General features: G+C 66.3%; 24 protein-coding genes. 21 read left to right on the forward strand and 3 right to left on the reverse strand.

Annotated elements, in window-relative coordinates; translation table 11 throughout:
* Positions 1 to 79 precede the first annotated feature (79 nt).
* Genes motA through ACXJ16_RS15860 form a run of 13 tightly spaced genes read left to right on the forward strand, consistent with a single transcriptional unit; the run spans position 80 to position 9,542 of the window.
* Positions 80 to 964, forward strand: coding sequence for a flagellar motor stator protein MotA (gene motA, locus ACXJ16_RS15800; RefSeq protein WP_054437902.1), 885 nt, complete (start codon positions 80 to 82; stop codon positions 962 to 964).
* Entirely contained in the window at positions 948 to 1,286 is a 339-nt protein-coding gene (locus ACXJ16_RS15805; RefSeq protein WP_185998687.1) for an STAS domain-containing protein, read from the forward strand. Before motA ends, ACXJ16_RS15805 begins: the two co-directional genes overlap by 17 nt.
* Positions 1,283 to 1,648 (forward strand): response regulator, encoded by a 366-nt coding sequence (locus ACXJ16_RS15810; RefSeq protein ID WP_054437898.1) that lies wholly within the window; start codon positions 1,283 to 1,285, stop codon positions 1,646 to 1,648. Before ACXJ16_RS15805 ends, ACXJ16_RS15810 begins: the two co-directional genes overlap by 4 nt.
* Positions 1,645 to 3,864 carry a chemotaxis protein CheA gene (locus ACXJ16_RS15815; RefSeq protein WP_132469133.1) on the forward strand — a complete coding sequence of 740 codons (2,220 nt, stop codon included), beginning with the start codon at positions 1,645 to 1,647 and terminating at the stop codon, positions 3,862 to 3,864. The genes ACXJ16_RS15810 and ACXJ16_RS15815 overlap by 4 nt, the downstream gene beginning before the upstream one ends.
* Positions 3,861 to 4,352, forward strand: a complete 492-nt coding sequence (locus ACXJ16_RS15820) for a chemotaxis protein CheW (RefSeq protein ID WP_054437897.1) — start codon at positions 3,861 to 3,863, stop codon at positions 4,350 to 4,352. The genes ACXJ16_RS15815 and ACXJ16_RS15820 overlap by 4 nt, the downstream gene beginning before the upstream one ends.
* Entirely contained in the window at positions 4,352 to 5,239 is an 888-nt protein-coding gene (locus ACXJ16_RS15825) for a CheR family methyltransferase (protein WP_324696775.1), read from the forward strand. The genes ACXJ16_RS15820 and ACXJ16_RS15825 overlap by 1 nt, the downstream gene beginning before the upstream one ends.
* Entirely contained in the window at positions 5,236 to 6,267 is a 1,032-nt protein-coding gene (locus ACXJ16_RS15830) for a protein-glutamate methylesterase/protein-glutamine glutaminase (protein ID WP_132469132.1), read from the forward strand. Before ACXJ16_RS15825 ends, ACXJ16_RS15830 begins: the two co-directional genes overlap by 4 nt.
* Before the next feature lie 12 nt (positions 6,268 to 6,279).
* Positions 6,280 to 6,669, forward strand: coding sequence for a response regulator (locus ACXJ16_RS15835; protein WP_054437997.1), 390 nt, complete (start codon positions 6,280 to 6,282; stop codon positions 6,667 to 6,669).
* A 5-nt stretch (positions 6,670 to 6,674) separates the two neighbouring features.
* Positions 6,675 to 7,205: a chemotaxis protein CheD gene (locus ACXJ16_RS15840; RefSeq protein ID WP_054437892.1), complete on the forward strand. Its 531-nt coding sequence runs from the start codon at positions 6,675 to 6,677 to the stop codon at positions 7,203 to 7,205.
* A 35-nt stretch (positions 7,206 to 7,240) separates the two neighbouring features.
* Entirely contained in the window at positions 7,241 to 7,552 is a 312-nt protein-coding gene (locus ACXJ16_RS15845) for a hypothetical protein (protein ID WP_231635889.1), read from the forward strand.
* 12 nt (positions 7,553 to 7,564) lie between these two features.
* Positions 7,565 to 8,431 carry a flagellar motor protein MotB gene (locus ACXJ16_RS15850; RefSeq protein ID WP_054437888.1) on the forward strand — a complete coding sequence of 289 codons (867 nt, stop codon included), beginning with the start codon at positions 7,565 to 7,567 and terminating at the stop codon, positions 8,429 to 8,431.
* 27 nt (positions 8,432 to 8,458) lie between these two features.
* Positions 8,459 to 8,896 (forward strand): hypothetical protein, encoded by a 438-nt coding sequence (locus ACXJ16_RS15855; RefSeq protein WP_324696765.1) that lies wholly within the window; start codon positions 8,459 to 8,461, stop codon positions 8,894 to 8,896.
* 13 nt (positions 8,897 to 8,909) lie between these two features.
* Complete coding sequence (locus ACXJ16_RS15860) at positions 8,910 to 9,542, forward strand: PilZ domain-containing protein (RefSeq protein ID WP_054437886.1); 633 nt, start codon at positions 8,910 to 8,912, stop codon at positions 9,540 to 9,542.
* Between the two features lie 62 nt (positions 9,543 to 9,604).
* Here ACXJ16_RS15860 and fliP read toward each other — a convergent pair whose 3' ends face one another.
* From fliP to ACXJ16_RS15875, 3 genes are read right to left on the reverse strand one after another with little or no spacing between them, the layout of a single operon-like run.
* The gene (fliP, locus tag ACXJ16_RS15865) at positions 9,605 to 10,351 is read right to left on the reverse strand and encodes a flagellar type III secretion system pore protein FliP (protein WP_054437884.1); all 747 of its coding nucleotides are present in this window, start codon (positions 10,349 to 10,351) and stop codon (positions 9,605 to 9,607) included.
* On the reverse strand, positions 10,344 to 10,673 hold the full coding sequence (locus tag ACXJ16_RS15870; RefSeq protein WP_454797706.1) for a FliO/MopB family protein: 330 nt from the start codon (positions 10,671 to 10,673) through the stop codon (positions 10,344 to 10,346). The genes fliP and ACXJ16_RS15870 overlap by 8 nt, the downstream gene beginning before the upstream one ends.
* A gap of 4 nt (positions 10,674 to 10,677) precedes the next feature.
* Positions 10,678 to 10,911, reverse strand: coding sequence for a FliM/FliN family flagellar motor switch protein (locus ACXJ16_RS15875; protein WP_054437881.1), 234 nt, complete (start codon positions 10,909 to 10,911; stop codon positions 10,678 to 10,680).
* A gap of 118 nt (positions 10,912 to 11,029) precedes the next feature.
* Between ACXJ16_RS15875 and flgC the strand changes: the two genes are divergently transcribed.
* The 8 genes from flgC to ACXJ16_RS15915 all read left to right on the forward strand — a co-directional run bounded on the left by flgC (position 11,030) and on the right by ACXJ16_RS15915 (position 15,851).
* A complete protein-coding gene (gene flgC, locus ACXJ16_RS15880; RefSeq protein WP_054437879.1) occupies positions 11,030 to 11,437 on the forward strand; it encodes a flagellar basal body rod protein FlgC in 408 nt (135 codons plus the stop codon).
* A gap of 11 nt (positions 11,438 to 11,448) precedes the next feature.
* The gene (gene fliE / locus ACXJ16_RS15885; RefSeq protein ID WP_054437877.1) at positions 11,449 to 11,787 is read left to right on the forward strand and encodes a flagellar hook-basal body complex protein FliE; all 339 of its coding nucleotides are present in this window, start codon (positions 11,449 to 11,451) and stop codon (positions 11,785 to 11,787) included.
* A 15-nt stretch (positions 11,788 to 11,802) separates the two neighbouring features.
* Positions 11,803 to 12,066, forward strand: coding sequence for a flagellar biosynthetic protein FliQ (locus tag ACXJ16_RS15890; protein WP_054437876.1), 264 nt, complete (start codon positions 11,803 to 11,805; stop codon positions 12,064 to 12,066).
* Between the two features lie 4 nt (positions 12,067 to 12,070).
* Entirely contained in the window at positions 12,071 to 12,856 is a 786-nt protein-coding gene (gene fliR / locus ACXJ16_RS15895) for a flagellar biosynthetic protein FliR (RefSeq protein WP_324696754.1), read from the forward strand.
* Between the two features lie 3 nt (positions 12,857 to 12,859).
* Positions 12,860 to 13,930, forward strand: a complete 1,071-nt coding sequence (gene flhB / locus ACXJ16_RS15900) for a flagellar biosynthesis protein FlhB (RefSeq protein WP_185996708.1) — start codon at positions 12,860 to 12,862, stop codon at positions 13,928 to 13,930.
* A gap of 82 nt (positions 13,931 to 14,012) precedes the next feature.
* A complete protein-coding gene (locus ACXJ16_RS15905; RefSeq protein ID WP_324696751.1) occupies positions 14,013 to 15,125 on the forward strand; it encodes a flagellar basal body P-ring protein FlgI in 1,113 nt (370 codons plus the stop codon).
* 2 nt (positions 15,126 to 15,127) lie between these two features.
* Positions 15,128 to 15,439 carry a rod-binding protein gene (locus ACXJ16_RS15910; protein ID WP_324696749.1) on the forward strand — a complete coding sequence of 104 codons (312 nt, stop codon included), beginning with the start codon at positions 15,128 to 15,130 and terminating at the stop codon, positions 15,437 to 15,439.
* A complete protein-coding gene (locus tag ACXJ16_RS15915) occupies positions 15,429 to 15,851 on the forward strand; it encodes a flagellar biosynthesis protein FlgN (RefSeq protein WP_054437868.1) in 423 nt (140 codons plus the stop codon). Before ACXJ16_RS15910 ends, ACXJ16_RS15915 begins: the two co-directional genes overlap by 11 nt.
* The last annotated feature ends 30 nt before the right edge of the window (positions 15,852 to 15,881 follow it).

Below are 15,881 nucleotides of genomic sequence, written 5' to 3' on the forward strand. Positions count from 1 at the left end.
CCCCGGCGCAAGCATCCTATAACTAACGCAAGGCGAGAGCCTCCTAACCTTTTGCGGCCACCATTCGCGGACCTTTTTCATGCTCAACGCCATCGGCCTCGTCGTCATCCTGCTGTGCGTATTCGGCAGCTTCCTGATGTCGGGCGGCAATATCATGGTCATCTTCCATGCCTTGCCGCACGAAATGCTGGCGATCGCCGGCGCGGCGGTCGGCGCCTTCATCCTGGGCAATTCGATGACCACGGTGAAGAAGACCTGGGCCGGCGTGAAGCGCGTGTTCCAGGGCGGTCGCTGGACCGAAGTGGACTTCCGCGACCTGCTGGCGCTGCTGTTCGCGCTGCTTGCCACCTTCCGCAAGGAAGGCGCGAACTCGATCGAGAAGCATCTCGACGCGCCGGAGGAAAGCCCGATCTTCATGCGCTATCCCCGTCTGCTGGACGACCGGGGCCTCATTGAATTCACATGCGACTACCTGCGCATGATGACGGTCAACTTCGAGGACCCGCACCAGCTTGCCGAAGCGATGGAAGGCGATATCGAACGTCACCACGCCGAGGAAATGGCGCCGCAGCACGCGCTCCAGATGATGGCTGACGGCCTGCCCGCGCTGGGCATCGTGGCCGCCGTTCTCGGCGTCATCAAGACCATGAGCTCGATCGACCAGCCCACCGAGATCCTCGGCGCGATGATCGGCGGCGCCCTGGTCGGCACCTTCCTGGGCGTTCTTCTGGCCTACTGTCTCGTCGGCCCGATCGCGCAGAAGCTGCAGCAGATCATCGATTCCGATTTCAAGCCATATCTCATCGTCAAGACCGCCATCGTCGGGCACGCGCAGGGCCAGCCTACGGAAGTCGCCATCGAACTGGCGCGCCGCATGACCCCTTCGCCTTACGCGCCCTCGTTCACGCAGCTCGAGACCGCGCTCGACGAAGTGAAGGATCAGCTCAATGCCAAGCCTGCCTGAAACCGTCAGCCCCGAAGCCGGGCTGGCCAGCGAGGATCGCTCGCTGCAACTGCCTGTCCATGGGTCCACCGTGACCGCGGAGGACCTGCGGGTCCGCATGGTCCTTGCCTGCGACTTCGATGGCGCGATGCACATCGATGCGAGCCAGGTCGAGACCGTGGGACAGGCGGTGCTTCAACTGCTTGTCGCCGCCCGCGCCGAAGCGCGCGAGGCCGGCCATGAATTCGAGATCGTCAATCCCAGCACGGCCTTCGTCGAGCGCGTGCAGGCCTGCGGACTGGCAGAAGCCGTCGGCCTTTCTGAAGAGGAATTTCCGTCGTGAGCAAACTCATCCTGACCGTCGATGACTCCGCCTCGATGCGGATGCTTCTAAAGGCCTCGCTGGCTGCGCAGGGCTTCCAGGTCGAAGTCGCCGATGACGGCGAGCACGGCCTCGAGCGCATGCATGAAGTGAAGCCGGACCTGCTCATCACCGATATCAACATGCCCAAGATGGACGGCTTCGAACTGATCGAGGCGGTGCGCGCGGTGCCGGAATTCCGGGGCACCCCGATCCTGGTGCTGTCCACCGAATTCTCGGACGAGAAGAAGACCCGTGCGCGCGAAGCAGGGGCCACCGGCTGGATCACCAAGCCGTTCGAAGCGGCCAAACTGGGGGCGGCGGTGCGCCGCGTCTGCCCGTGAGCGACGAACTCGACGAAATCCAGGGCATCTTCTTCGAGGAGTGTGTCGAAGGTCTCGCCGTGGCCGAGCAGGGCCTTTCGGCCATGGCCGAGGGCGATGTCTCGTCCGAGACGATCGCCGGCGTATTCCGCGCGGTCCACTCCATCAAGGGCGGTTCGGGCGCCTTCGGCCATGCCGCGCTGCTCGCCTTCTCGCACCGGTTCGAAAACGTGCTCGACGAAGTGCGCGGCGGGCGCATCCCGGCCAGCGCCGAAGTGACCCAGATCATGCTGGGCGCATTCGATATCCTGTCGGACCACGTTACCGCCGCGCAGAGCGGCACCGAGCCGCCGGCGGACGCCGCGATGCTCGAGCAGCTCGACGCGGTGCTGGAAAGCAAGGGTGCGGTCGCGGCGGCAGAGCCGGTCGCGGCACCCGTTCCCGCCGCGGAGGCGGATGATTTCGGCTTCACCCCGGTTGCAGCAGTGATCGAGGACTTCGATCCCTTCGGCTTCGAGCCGGTGGCGGTCGACCTTGAGGACTTCGCCCCGGCCGAGCCCGCCGAACCCGCCGGATGGACGGTTCGCTTCGGCCCGTCGCGCGGCGCGCTGGCCAATGGCGGCGAGCCGATGCTGGTGATCCGCGAACTGGAGGACATGGGCGCTGCCGTTACCGGTGTCGAGATGGACACGCTGCCCGGCCTGCGCGACCTCGACCCCGAGGACAGTTATTTCGTCTGGACCCTGCACGTTCCCGGTACCGTGGGCGAACAGGACATTCGCGACTGTTTCGACTTCGTGGCACCGGACTCGCTGATCGAGATCGAGCGCGAGGAAGCGGTCGTTACCATGGTGGTGGTGGAACAATCCGTCGCCGATGAATTCGACGGCTTCGGCGTGTTCGAACCGCTGCCCGCTCCGGAAGAGCTGCTGACGCTCGTGCCGGTCGAACCGGCCCCCGTGGTGGCTGCTGCGGTGTCTCCGGCGGCGGCGGTTTCGCCGGCGGCAGCGCCGGGGAAGCCGAAGGCGGAAGCGCGGCAGGCCAGCGTCGAAGTGGCGCAGTCCATCCGCGTCGATCTGTCCAAGCTCGACCAGTTGCTGAACCTCGTGGGCGAACTGGTGATCCGGGGATCGATCCTGTCGGACCGGCTTTCGCCCGCCGACCAGGAACGTGTCGAGCTTCCCGAACTGTCGCGCCTGACGCGCCAGATCCAGGACAACGTCATGTCGCTGCGCGCGCAGCCGATCAAGCAGGCGTTCTCGCGCGTGCCCCGCATGCTGCGCGACCTTTCGGCCGAAACTGGCAAGAAGGTCGTGCTCGAAACCATCGGCGAGATGACCGAGGTGGACAAGGGTGTGATCGAGAAGATCGGCGATCCGCTGACTCACATGATCCGCAACGCGGTGGACCACGGCATCGAAAGCGCCGAGGAGCGCCTCGCCGCCGGCAAGCCCGCCGAAGGCACCATCCACCTTTCGGCCGAGCAGAAAGGCGCGCGCATCATCGTGCGCGTGCGTGACGACGGGCGCGGCATCAACCGCGAACGGGTGCGCGCCAAGGCGATCGAGCGCGGTATCATCGCGGCGGACGCCCAGATCTCCGACGAGGAGATCGACGGCCTGATCTGCGCGCCGGGGTTCTCCACGGCGGAGACGATCTCGAACATCTCGGGTCGCGGCGTCGGCATGGACGTGGTCCGCTCGAACGTCGAGGCGCTGGGCGGCCGTCTGGAAATCCACTCGGTGCCGGGAGAGGGGACGACCTTCTCGATGGGCCTGCCGCTGACGCTGGCGATCCTCGACGGCATGATCGTGCGCCTGAGCGACCAGCGCTTCGTGCTGCCGCTCGCCAACGTGGTGGAAACCGTCCAGCCCGAACCGGGACAGGTGCAGGCGACCTCGCCGACCTCGGAGGTCATCGAACTGCGCGGCCAGTACCTGCCGGTGCGCCGGGTCGGAGAGATGTTCGGCGTCGGTTCGAACCGACCGCCCGAGGAATCGCTCGTCATCATCGTCGAAAGCGAGACGGCCGGGAACGTCGGCCTCATGGTCGACACGATCGATAACCGCCGCGAAGTCGTGATCAAGAGCCTGGAGGACAACCTCCACCCGATCCGCGGCCTCGGCGGCGCCACCATCCTCGGCGACGGCTCGATCGCGCTGATCCTCGACATCGATGCCCTGGTCGCGCCGACCGGCGGCTCTTCCAAGTATGCGCTGAAAGGAATGGCAGCATGAGCACCGAAGACACCGAACTCGACGAACGCAAGATCGTCACCTTCACGCTGGGCAGCCGCCTGTTCGGCATCGACATGCGTTCGCTGCTGGAAATCCGCGAGTGGGAAGAACCGACCCCGCTGCCGAGCGTCCCGCCTTACGTGAAGGGCGTGACCAACCTGCGTGGTTCGGTGGTTCCCGTGGTCGGCCTGTCCGAGCGCCTGGGCTGGGCGCCGAGCGAACTGCATTCGCGCTCGTGCATCCTCGTCGTCACCATTGCCGGTCGTCACGCCGGCTTCCTGGTGGACGAAGTGCAGGACATCGTCGTGATCCAGGGCAGCGAGATCCAGCCTGCGCCGGATGTCGAGATCAACGAGCAGGGCGCCATCGCCGGTCTCGTCAAGATCGAGCGCCGCACGCATGACGCGGCCAATGCCGAAGCCATGTGCCTGCTGCTCGACCTCGACGCGCTGAGCCTGACCCGCCAGGTCCCGGACTTCGTGGCCTGATGAGCACGCTGGCTGCCCCTGAAGGAATGAGCGGGAGCGCACTGTCCGGCACGGCCGAACTGCGTCCCGCGCAGTTCCGCGACATCGCCGCGATCATGCAGCGGGAGGCGCGCATCCATCTGGTCGAGGCCAAGATGACGCTCGTCCACTCGCGCCTGAGCCGCCGCCTGCGCGAGCATGGGTTGTCCAGCTTCGTGGACTACGTCGCGCTGGTCCAGCGCGATGCCGTGGAACGTCATGCCATGGTGGTGGCGCTGACCACCAACCACACGCATTTCTTCCGCGAGAACCACCACTTCGACCACTTGCGCCGCGAAGTCCTGCCGATGCTGCAGGACCGCGCGCGCCGGGGCGAAAAGGTGCGCATCTGGTCGGCCGGCTGCTCCAGCGGTGAGGAAGTCTATTCCATCGCCATGTGCCTCGCCGGAGACGGCCCGACCAGCGCGGCATGGCTGCGGCAGGGCGATGTGCGCCTGCTGGCCACCGATATTGCCCCGCATGTCGTGCAGTCCGTGCAGGAGGCGCGCTATCCCGCCGCCACGGTCGAGCCGATCCCGGAAACCTATCGCAAGCGCTGGATGCGCGAGGAAGCCGGCGGCGAGCACGTCGTGGTCGAGCCGCTGCGCGAGCTGGTGGCGGCCCGCGTGCTCAATCTGTTCGAGCCCTGGCCGATGCGGCGCAAGTACGACGTGATCTTCTGCCGTAACGTGATGATCTATTTCGACGATACCGCCAAGGCCGAGCTGGAGGCGCGCTTCGTCGAGATGCTGGCGCCCGGCGGCTATCTCTATATCGGCCATTCGGAACGCCTGATCGGTCCCGCCGCGCGGCTGATGAAGCCTGTCGGCCAGACGATCTACGCCCGCAACGACGGAGGCGCCGCATGACGGTTGCGCCCGAAAAGACCCGTGTCCTCATCGTCGACGACAGCGCCGCGATGCGCGCGCTGCTGAACAAGCTGCTGAGCCAGGATCCGGGCATCGAGGTCGTGGGCATGGCGCCCGAGCCCCATGCCGCGCGCGAGATGATCAAGTCGCTCAATCCCGACGTGGTCACGCTCGATATCGAGATGCCGGGGATGGACGGCCTGTCCTTCCTCGAACGCATCATGCGCCTGCGCCCGATGCCGGTGGTCATGTGTTCGACGCTGACCGCGCGCGGGACGGAAGCGACCATCGAGGCCATGCGTCTCGGTGCGGTGGACTGCATCGCCAAGCCTTCCGGCAATCCGCTGGAAATCGCGCAGGACGGTGCGCTGCTGCGCAAGATCGTCAAGGCCGCGGCGCGCTCCTCGGTGCGCCGCACGGCGAGCCCGCCCACGCCTGTCAACGCGGCGCAGGGCAGCTTGCGCGATGTGGTGATCGCGGTGGGTGCCTCCACCGGCGGCGTGGAAGCGCTGTTCTCGATCATCGGCGCCCTGCCGCCGGATTGCCCGCCGGTGCTGGTGGTCCAGCACATGCCCGCGATCTTCACCGGCAGCTTCGCCGTGCGCCTGGACAAGGCAGCGCGCGTGCAGGTCGTCGAGGCCCAGAACGGCATGAACCTGCGCCGGGGCACGGTCTACCTCGCCCCGGGCGGCGGTCAGCACATGGAACTGCTTGGCGGCACCAGCGGCCAGGTCAAGCTGGTCGCGGGGGATACCGTCAGCGGTCACCGGCCTTCGGTCGACGTGCTGTTCCGGTCGGTTTCGCGGCTCGGTTCGCGCGCGGTCGGGGTGATCCTCACCGGAATGGGATCGGACGGCGCCCTTGGCCTCAAGGCCATGCGCGACGCCGGGGCCCGCACGCTCGGCCAGAGCCGGGAAACCTGCGTGGTCTACGGAATGCCGCGCGCCGCCTTCGAGGCGGGCGCGGTCGAGAAGGAATTCAGTTTGTCCGCCATGCCCGAGGCTATCCTCGGCGCGTGTCGGCGGTAAATGGAGCGGTTCATGCCGGCAGCGTCTGCAATAAAAGTAATGGTGGTCGACGATCAGACGAGTATGCGCGCGATGATCCGTCGCACGCTTCAGGATCTGGGTTTCAAGGATATTCGCGACAAGGCGGGGCCGGCGGAAGCGCTGGCCGCGATCAAGTCCGACCGGGTTCACCTCATCATCTCGGACTACAACATGCCCGACATGGACGGGCTGGAGTTCCTGGAAGCGGTTCGTCAGGACCCGGTGATCGGCAAGACGGTGTTCATCATGCTCACCGGCTCGGCGGACAAGGAAGTCGTCCAGAAAGCCGCGGCGCTGGGCGTGAACAACTACGTCGTGAAGCCTTTCGCGCCTGCCGCGCTGAAGGAAAAGATCGAACGCGTCTTTGGTGAACTGGTCTGACCGACATGCGCCGCGTTGCCATCGTCCAGGGTGAATATCATGTCGTCAACCAGCCCGGCGTCGTCATCTCGACGCTGCTGGGATCGTGCGTATCGGCTTGCCTGCAAGACCCGGTCGCGCGGGTGGGCGGCATGAACCACTTCCTGCTGGGGGAGCCGGGCGCCGATGCGCCGGTGAATCCGGCGGACATGCAGCGCTATGGCGTTCATGCGATGGAACTGCTGATCAATGCCCTGATGAAGCGCGGCGCACAGCGTTCGCGCCTGCGGGGCCACCTTTACGGCGGCGCCAACATCGTGGCCGGACTGGGCGGGATCGGCACCAAGAACGGGCAGTTCGCGCGGAACTTCATGCAGACCGAAGGGATCGCGCTCGATCACTGCGATCTTGGCGGCACGCAGGCGCGCAAGGTGGAATTCATGCCTTACGAGGGCCGCGTACGCGCGACGCTGGTGAAGGACCAGCCGCTGCCGCCGGTCGTCCGTCCCAAGCCCATGCCGGTCTTCCAGCCGACCGGCGAACTGGAGCTGTTCTGACCATGGCACAGCGGACGGAAATTCAGGGGGAAGCAATGACAATGGATAATCAGGGGCTGGCGGCAGGATCGGTCGAAGGGCCGGCCGCGCCACTCTGGCAGGCCCTGGCGCGCGAGATGCGCGTGGCCCGCGAACTGCTGGAGCAACTGGCCGGGGTGCTCGTGACCGATGAGCGTTTCGTCCTCGACTATATCGACCAGCTGCAGGCCTTCGACCTGATCGCCCAGCACGTGGACGAGAGCGCCGCGCTGCTCGACCGCGTGGCGGGCGGGCAGAGCGTGGGCGACGCGGTTGGCCAGGTACGCCTGAGCGTGATGCAGGACCGGCTTCGCGCCGCTCTCGACTGAGGAATTCGGAGCGTGGCACGGGGCAACGACGAACATCCCACTATCGTCATCCGCAAGGTCAAGAAACACGCGCATGCCGGCCATCACGGCGGTGCGTGGAAAGTCGCCTATGCCGACTTCGTGACCGCGATGATGGCCTTCTTCATGCTGCTCTGGCTGCTGGCCAACCCGGACAAGGAGCAGCTCAAGGGGCTGGCGGAATATTTCTCGCCCAATGCCGAAAAATCCTCCCCGGCCACGACGCTGACCAGCCTTCCCGGTTCGCAGGCCGGGCTGGGCGGGCACAGCCGCCGCAACCAGTCCTCCGACAGCGAGGCCTTGGGCGAACCCTCGGCCGAAGCGGGCACCAAGGGCGCGGCCCGCGGCGGCACCGCCGACATTCCCGAGGCGGCGCTGCGCGTCATGGCCCAGGAAATGCAGCTCTCGCTCGACCCGCCGGTCGATCCTTCGCAGGGCAAGCGCAACATCGACGTCGAGCCTGATCGCGACGGTTTCCGCATCCACCTCATGGACAATGCCAACCGCTCCATGTTCAAGGGCGGCACTGCCGAGCTCAACGACTATGCCCGCAACCTGCTTGGCCGGATCGCCCGCAAGCTCGCCGGAACCGGCGCTCAGGTCGCGATCGAGGGCCATACCGACAGCACCGGCGGCCAGAGCGAGGCCAACTGGACCCTTTCCGCCCAGCGCGCGCTATCGGCGCGCGCGGCGATGGTCGCCTCGGGACTGCCGGCGGATCGCTTCGCCGAAGTGGTCGCCAAGGCGGGGACCGAGCCGGTCTATCCCGACCGTCCGGACCGCCCCGAAAACCGCCGCATCACCATCGTCGTCATGGCCGAGCCTTCCGCGCTTCCGCGCGATGCGAGCTTCAAGTTCTGACGTGATGGGCAAAGACTGGAGATTACCGTGATCAAGCGGATCGTGATCGGCCTCGTCGCCCTTGTCGTGGGCACCGGGGTCGGCGTGGGCGGCGCCTATGCCGCCAGACAGTTCCTCCCGCAGGTCATGCCCGATCTCGGCCCGGTGAAGGTGGAGACCGAATTCGTGCCCACCGGCACCATGCTTGCGCCGCTCACTTTCCCGGATGGCCGGCTCGCCGGCTATGTCTCGTTCGAGTGCCAGGTGGAAGTCGTCAAGGGCAAGGCCGAGGATGTGACGGGCCAGCTTCCGCTCCTGCTCAACGCGGTCAACATGCGGACCTACCGCACGCCGCTCGCCAGCGGGCCGGACGGCATGATCCCGAGCGTCGACGCTTTCCGCCGGGTGGTGATGGATGCCGCCGTCGAGGTCTATGGCAAGGATCTGGTGCGGCGCGTCGTCGTCACGCAGGCCGCGCCGGTCTGAGGGGGAAGCGGAAATGCCGAATTCGTCCTTCGCGCTGTCGCCATCGGCGGGCGCGGCGAACCCGATTGTTCCACGTGGACCACGCGTCACCACGATCCTGCTGATCGGCAAGCTCGCCAGCGAGAACGGCGAGACGATCTGCCGTATCCGCAACATTTCGGACAACGGCCTCATGGCCGAGGTTCATGGAGTCTACGCGGCAGGCCAGGCCGTGGCCATCACTCTCAAGGCGGGCGACGTGCTGCGCGGTGAGGTGCGCTGGTCGCTGAACGGACGGATCGGCGTGGAGTTCGGCGAAGTGGTCCATGTCAGCGCGCTTCTTGCCCATGTCGCCAACCGCATGGGGCCGGAAGGCGTGGCCCGTGGCCCGCGCTTCGATGTCGATTGCGGCGCGGAAGTCTTTGCCCGGCACCAGTGGCACGAGGCCCGCCTGCAAGACCTTTCGCAGGGCGGTGCACGCCTTTCCTGCGCCGCGCCGATGGAGCGAGACAGCCTGATCGCCCTTGCCGTGCCGGGACTGGGCGAACGCAAGGCCGCGGTGCGCTGGGTAGGCGAGGGCGCCCACGGCCTTTCGTTTCTGGAGCCGCTGTCCTTCGCCGAATTCGGCCCGTGGCTGATCGACCATCGTCAACGCTACCGCGCGTGACACGAAAAAGGGCGCGCCCGGTTTCGGACGCGCCCTTCCAGCGTTGCCGGGGGAAGAAGGAATTACCCCGGCCCGCCGAAACTCTTCACCAGCGATCCGGCGATCAGCGCCCAGCCATCCACCAGAACGAAGAAGATGATCTTCATCGGCAGCGAGATCGTCGCCGGTGGCAGCATCATCATGCCCATGGCCATCAGCACTGCCGCCACGGCCAGGTCGATCACCAGGAACGGAAGCAGCAAGAGGAAGCCGATCTCGAAGGCGCGGCGCAGTTCCGAGATCATGAAGGCCGGCATCAGCGTGGTCATCGGCAGTTCCGCGCGCGAGGCGGGAACTTTGCCGGAAAGCTGGACGAACAGCTTCACGTCGTCGTCGCGGACCTGCTTGAGCATGAAGGTGTGGAACGGCTTGCTGGCCCGCTCCAGCGCCTGCGTCTCGTTGATGCGGCCCTGGTTGTAAGGAACCATCCCGTCCTTCCAGGCGGCGTCGAAGGTCGGCGCCATGACGAAGAAGGAAAGGAACAGCGCAAGGCTGATGACCACCGGGTTCGGCGGCACGCCCTGCACGCCGAGGCCCGAGCGCAGCAGCGAAAGGGCGACGATGATGCGCGTGAACGAGGTGATCGTCATCAGGATACCCGGCGCGAGGCTGAGCACCGTCATCAGCAGGACGAGCTGGATCACCCGGCCCGACATCGCGCCTTCGCCAAGCGGGCCGGCGGCGGCCTTTTGCGCCATGGCCGCTTCGGGCAACACGGCAAGAATTGCCGCCCCGGCCAGTGCGGCGAGGACTGCATAACGCTTAGGCATCAGTGGGAGCTTTCGGGTTTGCGGGGGCGATGCAGGGCGCTGAATCGAGCAGGACCACGCCTTCGGGCGAGATGAGCAGGCTGAACTCGCGGTAGTCACGCCGGATCAGGACGACGGAGCGGCGCGGATCGATGGCGAGGCGTTCCACCAGTTCGAGGCGGCGCTCCGAACCCGATTGGCCAAGCCCTGCGAAAAGCTGGCCGTTCAGCCACTTCTGCGGAAGCCGGAGATCGTAGCGGCGCACGACCCAGAGCGCGCCGACCAGCATGCCGAGCACCACGCCCAGCGCGCCGATCGTGCGCAGGAGGGAAAGCAGGTCCATGGCCTCAGCGCTCTCGCTCGACGACCCGGGTGATTTCCAGCGACATGATCTCGCCGTCCACCAGGATCTTGCCTTCGGCAACGAGCTGGTCGTTGACGTAGATGCGGGTGGGATCGCTGTGCCCGGTGTCGAGCGGGATCATCGCGCCGCGGCTCATCTTGAGGACCTGCCGGATGGGGATGCTGGTCGATCCGAGAACGATCGACAGCTCGATGGGAATGCCTTCGAGGACGGACATGGCGCGTCTCCTTTCAAGCCTGCTTATAGGAATTAAATTTATAGGATCATGCCGCCGCTAGGCAAAAAATGCCTATAAGGATGCTGTCCCCCGCAGAGGCGGGGCAGGAGCAGACTTGATGGAACTTCAGAATTCGATCGGCGTCTCGGCCTCGGGCCTTCGCGCCCAGTCGCTGAGGATGCGCGTGATCGCGGAAAACCTCGCGAACTCCGATTCCGTGGCGACCACGCCGGAAGGTGATCCCTATCGCCGCCGCGTCGCCACTTTCACCGCCGAAGTCGACCGCGCATCGGGCGCGACGCAAGTGGCGGTCAAGTCCATCGAAGGCGACAAGAGCCAGTTCCCGCGCATCTACCAGCCGGGAAGCCCCGCTGCCGACGCGCAGGGCTATGTCGACCAACCCAACGTCAATCCGCTGATCGAGGCGGCCGACATGAAGGCGGCGCAGCGCTCCTACGAAGCCAACCTCAACGCCATCGAATCCGCGCGCGGCATGACCATGCGCACCATCGACCTGCTCAAGTAAGGAAACACTTCATGGCAATCGGAGCACTCGACGCCGCGGCCGCCTATGGCCGCGCGATGAAGACGGCTGGCCCCTCGATGGGCGGTCTGGGCGACATGGCGAGCGCCGGTTCGGGCGCGGCTGGCGGCGCTGGCGGCAGCTTCGGCAGCATGGTGGAATCCATGGTGACCGATGCCTCGTCCTCGCTGCGCACGGCGGAAGCCGAAAGCGCCAAGCAGGTGGCCGGCAAGGGCGACCTGATCGACGTGGTCACCGCGATGGGCGCCGCCGAGACCGCGCTCGATACGGTCGTTGCCGTGCGTGACCGGGTGGTGAGCGCCTACTCCGAAATCATGCGCATGCAGATCTGACGGGAGCCGCGCGTCATGACCTCCTCCGAAGCCATCGAGATCGCGCGCGCCGCGCTGGTACTGGTTCTGACCATCGCCGGCCCGATGCTGATGGCGGCGCTGATCGTCGGCGTCGTCATCGGCCTGTTCCAGGCGCTTACGCAAGTGCAGGAAATGACGCTGACTTTCGTGCCCAAGATCCTGGTTCTCGGCGTGGTCATGCTGTTGTCCCTGCCGATGATCGGCCATGCCCTCGGTGCCTTCATGGACCGCATCGCCGACGCCATCGTTTCCGGATAGCGTCATGAACGCCGCCGCTCTGGACATGGCTGCCCTGGCCGCACTGCCGATCGATGCGGCGACGTTCCTGATCCTGTTCTGCCGGGTCGGGGCGGTCATCATGCTGCTGCCGGCCTTCTCCGAGGATTCGGTGCCGCCGCAGATCCGGCTGGTGATGTCGCTGGGCTTCACCGCGGGGCTTTACGGCATGTTGCAGGGCCACGTCGCACCGGCGGTGAAGTCCGACGTTTCCCTGCCGTTGCTGGTGATCGGCGAAACGCTGGTGGGCATCGCCATGGGCATGATCGTGAAGATCCTGTTCAGCGCGGCTGCCATTGCCGGCTCGATCGCCAGCCAGCAGGTCGGCCTTGCATCCGCCCTCGTTTCCGACCCGTCGATGGGCGGGCAGGCCCCGCTGCTGTCGCGCCTGTTCGGCATCGTCGCGGTGATCGTCTGCATGAGCCTGGGCGTGCATCACTTGTGGATCGCCTCGATCTTCCAGTCCTATGGGGTGTTCCCGGTGGGCGGGCTTCCGCCCTCCGCCCAGTTCGCGGATCTTGCCGTGAAGGTGACCAGTCAGGCGATGTCGCTGGGCGTCAGCCTTGCTGCGCCGCTGATCCTTTACGGAGCGCTGTTCAACGTCGGGCTCGGCCTTGCCGCCCGCGTGGCGCCTTCGATCCAGGTCTTCTTCATTACCCAGCCGCTCAACCTGCTGCTCGGCCTCTCGGTGCTGGCGATGACGCTCGGCACGATGCTGACGGCCTTCGCCACCGCCATGGGCACCTTCATGCAGAACGGATGGAGCTTCTGAGCCATGGCCGAGAGCGACAAGGACCAGCGGACCGAAGAGCCCACCCAGAAGAAGCTGGAAGATGCCCGCAAGCGCGGCGAAGTGGCGATGGCGCCGGAGGTGCGCCACGCCACGATGATGACCGGCGCGCTGATTGTCACCGGCTGGCTCGGCATTACCGCGATCCGTCATCTCGGCACCATGCTCATGCGGCTCTGGGGCAGTGCCGAGGACTATCCGCTCGATTCCGGCGGCGCGCAGAACCTGATTACCGGCGTGATGCGCCATGCCGCCTTTTCGTTGCTGCCGATCTTCGGCGTGCTCCTGCTCTGCGCGCTGGCCACGATCTTCCTGCAGAGCCGCGCCACGCTGAGCTGGTCGCGCCTGGCGCCCAAGTGGTCGAAGCTGTCGCCGGCAAGCGGGCTCAAGCGAATGTTCGGGCAGCGCGCCCTGGTGGAATTCGCCAAGACGCTCGCCAAGTTCAGCGCCATCGGCATCGTGGTCTTCATGGTCCTGAAACCGCGCCTCACCGGGTTCGACCAGCTTGTCGGCTATGCGCCGGGGGCGGTGGGGGCGGCGGCGGGGCAGATGGCCTACGAGGCGATCCGCGCCGTCGTGCTGCTGGTGGTCGCGCTGGCGCTGTTCGACTTCATCTACCAGCGGCGAGCCTTCCTCCAGCGCATGCGCATGACGCTTCAGGAGGTGAAGGACGAGCACAAGCAGAGCGACGGCGATCCCAAGATCAAGGCGAAGATCCGCCAGATCCAGATGCAGCGCTCCCGCAAGCGCATGATGGCGGCGGTTCCCGAGGCCAGCGTCATCATCACCAACCCCACGCACTATGCCGTCGCGCTCAAGTACGACCACGGCGCCATGGCCGCGCCGGTCGTGGTGGCCAAGGGGGTGGATGCTATCGCGCTGCGCATCCGCGCGATCGCCACCGAATCCAACGTGCCGATCGTGGAGAGCCCGCCGCTGGCGCGTGCGCTGTTCGCCGCCGTGGAGATCGACCGCCCGATCCCGATCGAGCATTACGCCGCCGTCGCCGAGATCATCGGCTACGTCATGCGCCTGGCGCGCGGCGCCCGGAAGTAGCGCGAAAATGCCTGCCCGCACCGCCGCCCGCAGCCTCTTTCTTCCTATAAGGACAGTGATGCCCAAGCCTTTGAAATCGAGGATGCAAGGTCCGATTTTCGCCTCCGCGCTCGCTTTCGCGGCGGGGCTGGTCCTGCTGTCGCCCACGGCGGCGCTCGCCGGGCCGCAGCCGCGCATCAAGGACATCGTCGATGTCGAGAACGTGCGGACCAACCAGCTGGTCGGCTACGGTCTGGTCGTGGGCCTTCAAGGCACGGGCGACCGTATCCGCAACATCCCCTTCACGGAGGAAACGCTTCAGGCGATGCTGGAGCGCATGGGCGTGAACATTCGCGGCACCCAGATGCTGACCCAGAACGTCGCGGCGGTAACGGTGACGGCGACGATGCCTCCTTTCGCGCGCGCGGGCTCCACCATCGACGTGCAGGTTTCGGCCCTGGGAGACGCCTCCAGCCTTCAGGGCGGCATCCTGCTGGTTTCCTCGCTGCGCGCGCTAGACGGCGAGATCTATGCGGTGGCGCAGGGCCCCGTCGCGGTTTCCGGCTTCAAGGCGCAGGGCGCGGCGGCGAAGCTCAGCCGGGGCGTGATGACGACGGCGCGGATCGCGGGCGGGGCCATCGTCGAACGCGAGGTGGCCTATGACCTGCGCTCGGCGCAAAGCCTCAAGCTGGCGCTGAAGAACCCGGATTTCACCACCGCCCGGCAGATCGCGGCGACCATCAACCGCGAGGCGCCCGGCTCGGCGCAAGTGCTCGATCCCGGCACCGTCGAACTCACCCCGAACGGCGGTACGGTGATCGATCTCGTCACCCGAGTGGAGAACCTCCCCGTGCAGGTGGATCAGCCCGCGCGGATCGTCATCAACGAGGCGGCGGGCACCGTGGTCATGGGGGCGGACGTGCGCGTCAGCCCGGTGGCCATCGCACAGGGCGGGCTGACCATCAGCGTCACCGAAACGCCCGTGGTTTCGCAGCCCGCTCCGCTTTCCAACGGCCAGACGACGACCGTGCCGCGCACCCGCATCGAGGCGGACGACGGCAGCGGCGCCTCGCTGGCCCTGCTCACCGGCGGCACCTCGCTGCAAACGCTGGTTGCCGGCCTCAACGCGCTGGGCGTCAGCCCGCGCGATCTCATCACCATCCTCCAGGCGCTCCGCACGGCGGGTGCGCTCCAGGCGGAAATAGCGGTACAGTGACGATGGCAGATTCCGTTCTTCCCAAGGGCCCGGCCTCGCTGCCGGCGCGAACGACGGTCCAGACACCCGATCGCAGCCCGGCTGCTGTCGCACGCCAGTTCGAGGGTGTCTTCGCCGGGCAGGTCACCAAAATCATGCTCGAAACCGTGGAGCAGGGGGAAGAGTTCTCCGGCGGCCACGGTGAGGAGATGTTCCGCGGCGTGCTGGCCGAACAGATCGGCAACCAGATCGCCAATGGAAAGGGCCTCGGCATCGCATCCGCCGTCGAGGCGCAGATCATCCGCCTGCAGGGAGGTAGCGGCCGTGCCGAATGAAATGATCGAGATCATGACCTCGCTCTCGATGGTGATGCGCGAGGAGACGGAACGGCTGGAAGGGCGCGAGCGGGCGCTTGACCTTGCTGAACTGGCGGCGGCCAAGGCCCGTCTGGTCGGCTCGCTGGAGGAAGTTCTGGCGCGCCGGAACCGGCTAGAACCCGAATGGACGGATCAGATGGACGACGAGACGCGGGAGCGTTTCGCAGAAGCGCTGGGCGAACTGCGCGCCGCGTCGCTGGTCAATTCGGCCCTGCTCGAACGTCAGATCGAACTTTCGATGGAAATGATGGGGGCCATCGCCAACGAGGCCAAGCGGCTCTCGGGCAACCGTGCCTACACTTACGGCGCCAAGGGCGATCTCGCGCGGATCGACCTGACGACGCCGATCTCGTTCAACACCGAATACTGATCGGCCGAGATCGAAAAAGAGGGGGGGAGG

Source organism: Novosphingobium sp. TK71 (assembly GCF_055361505.1).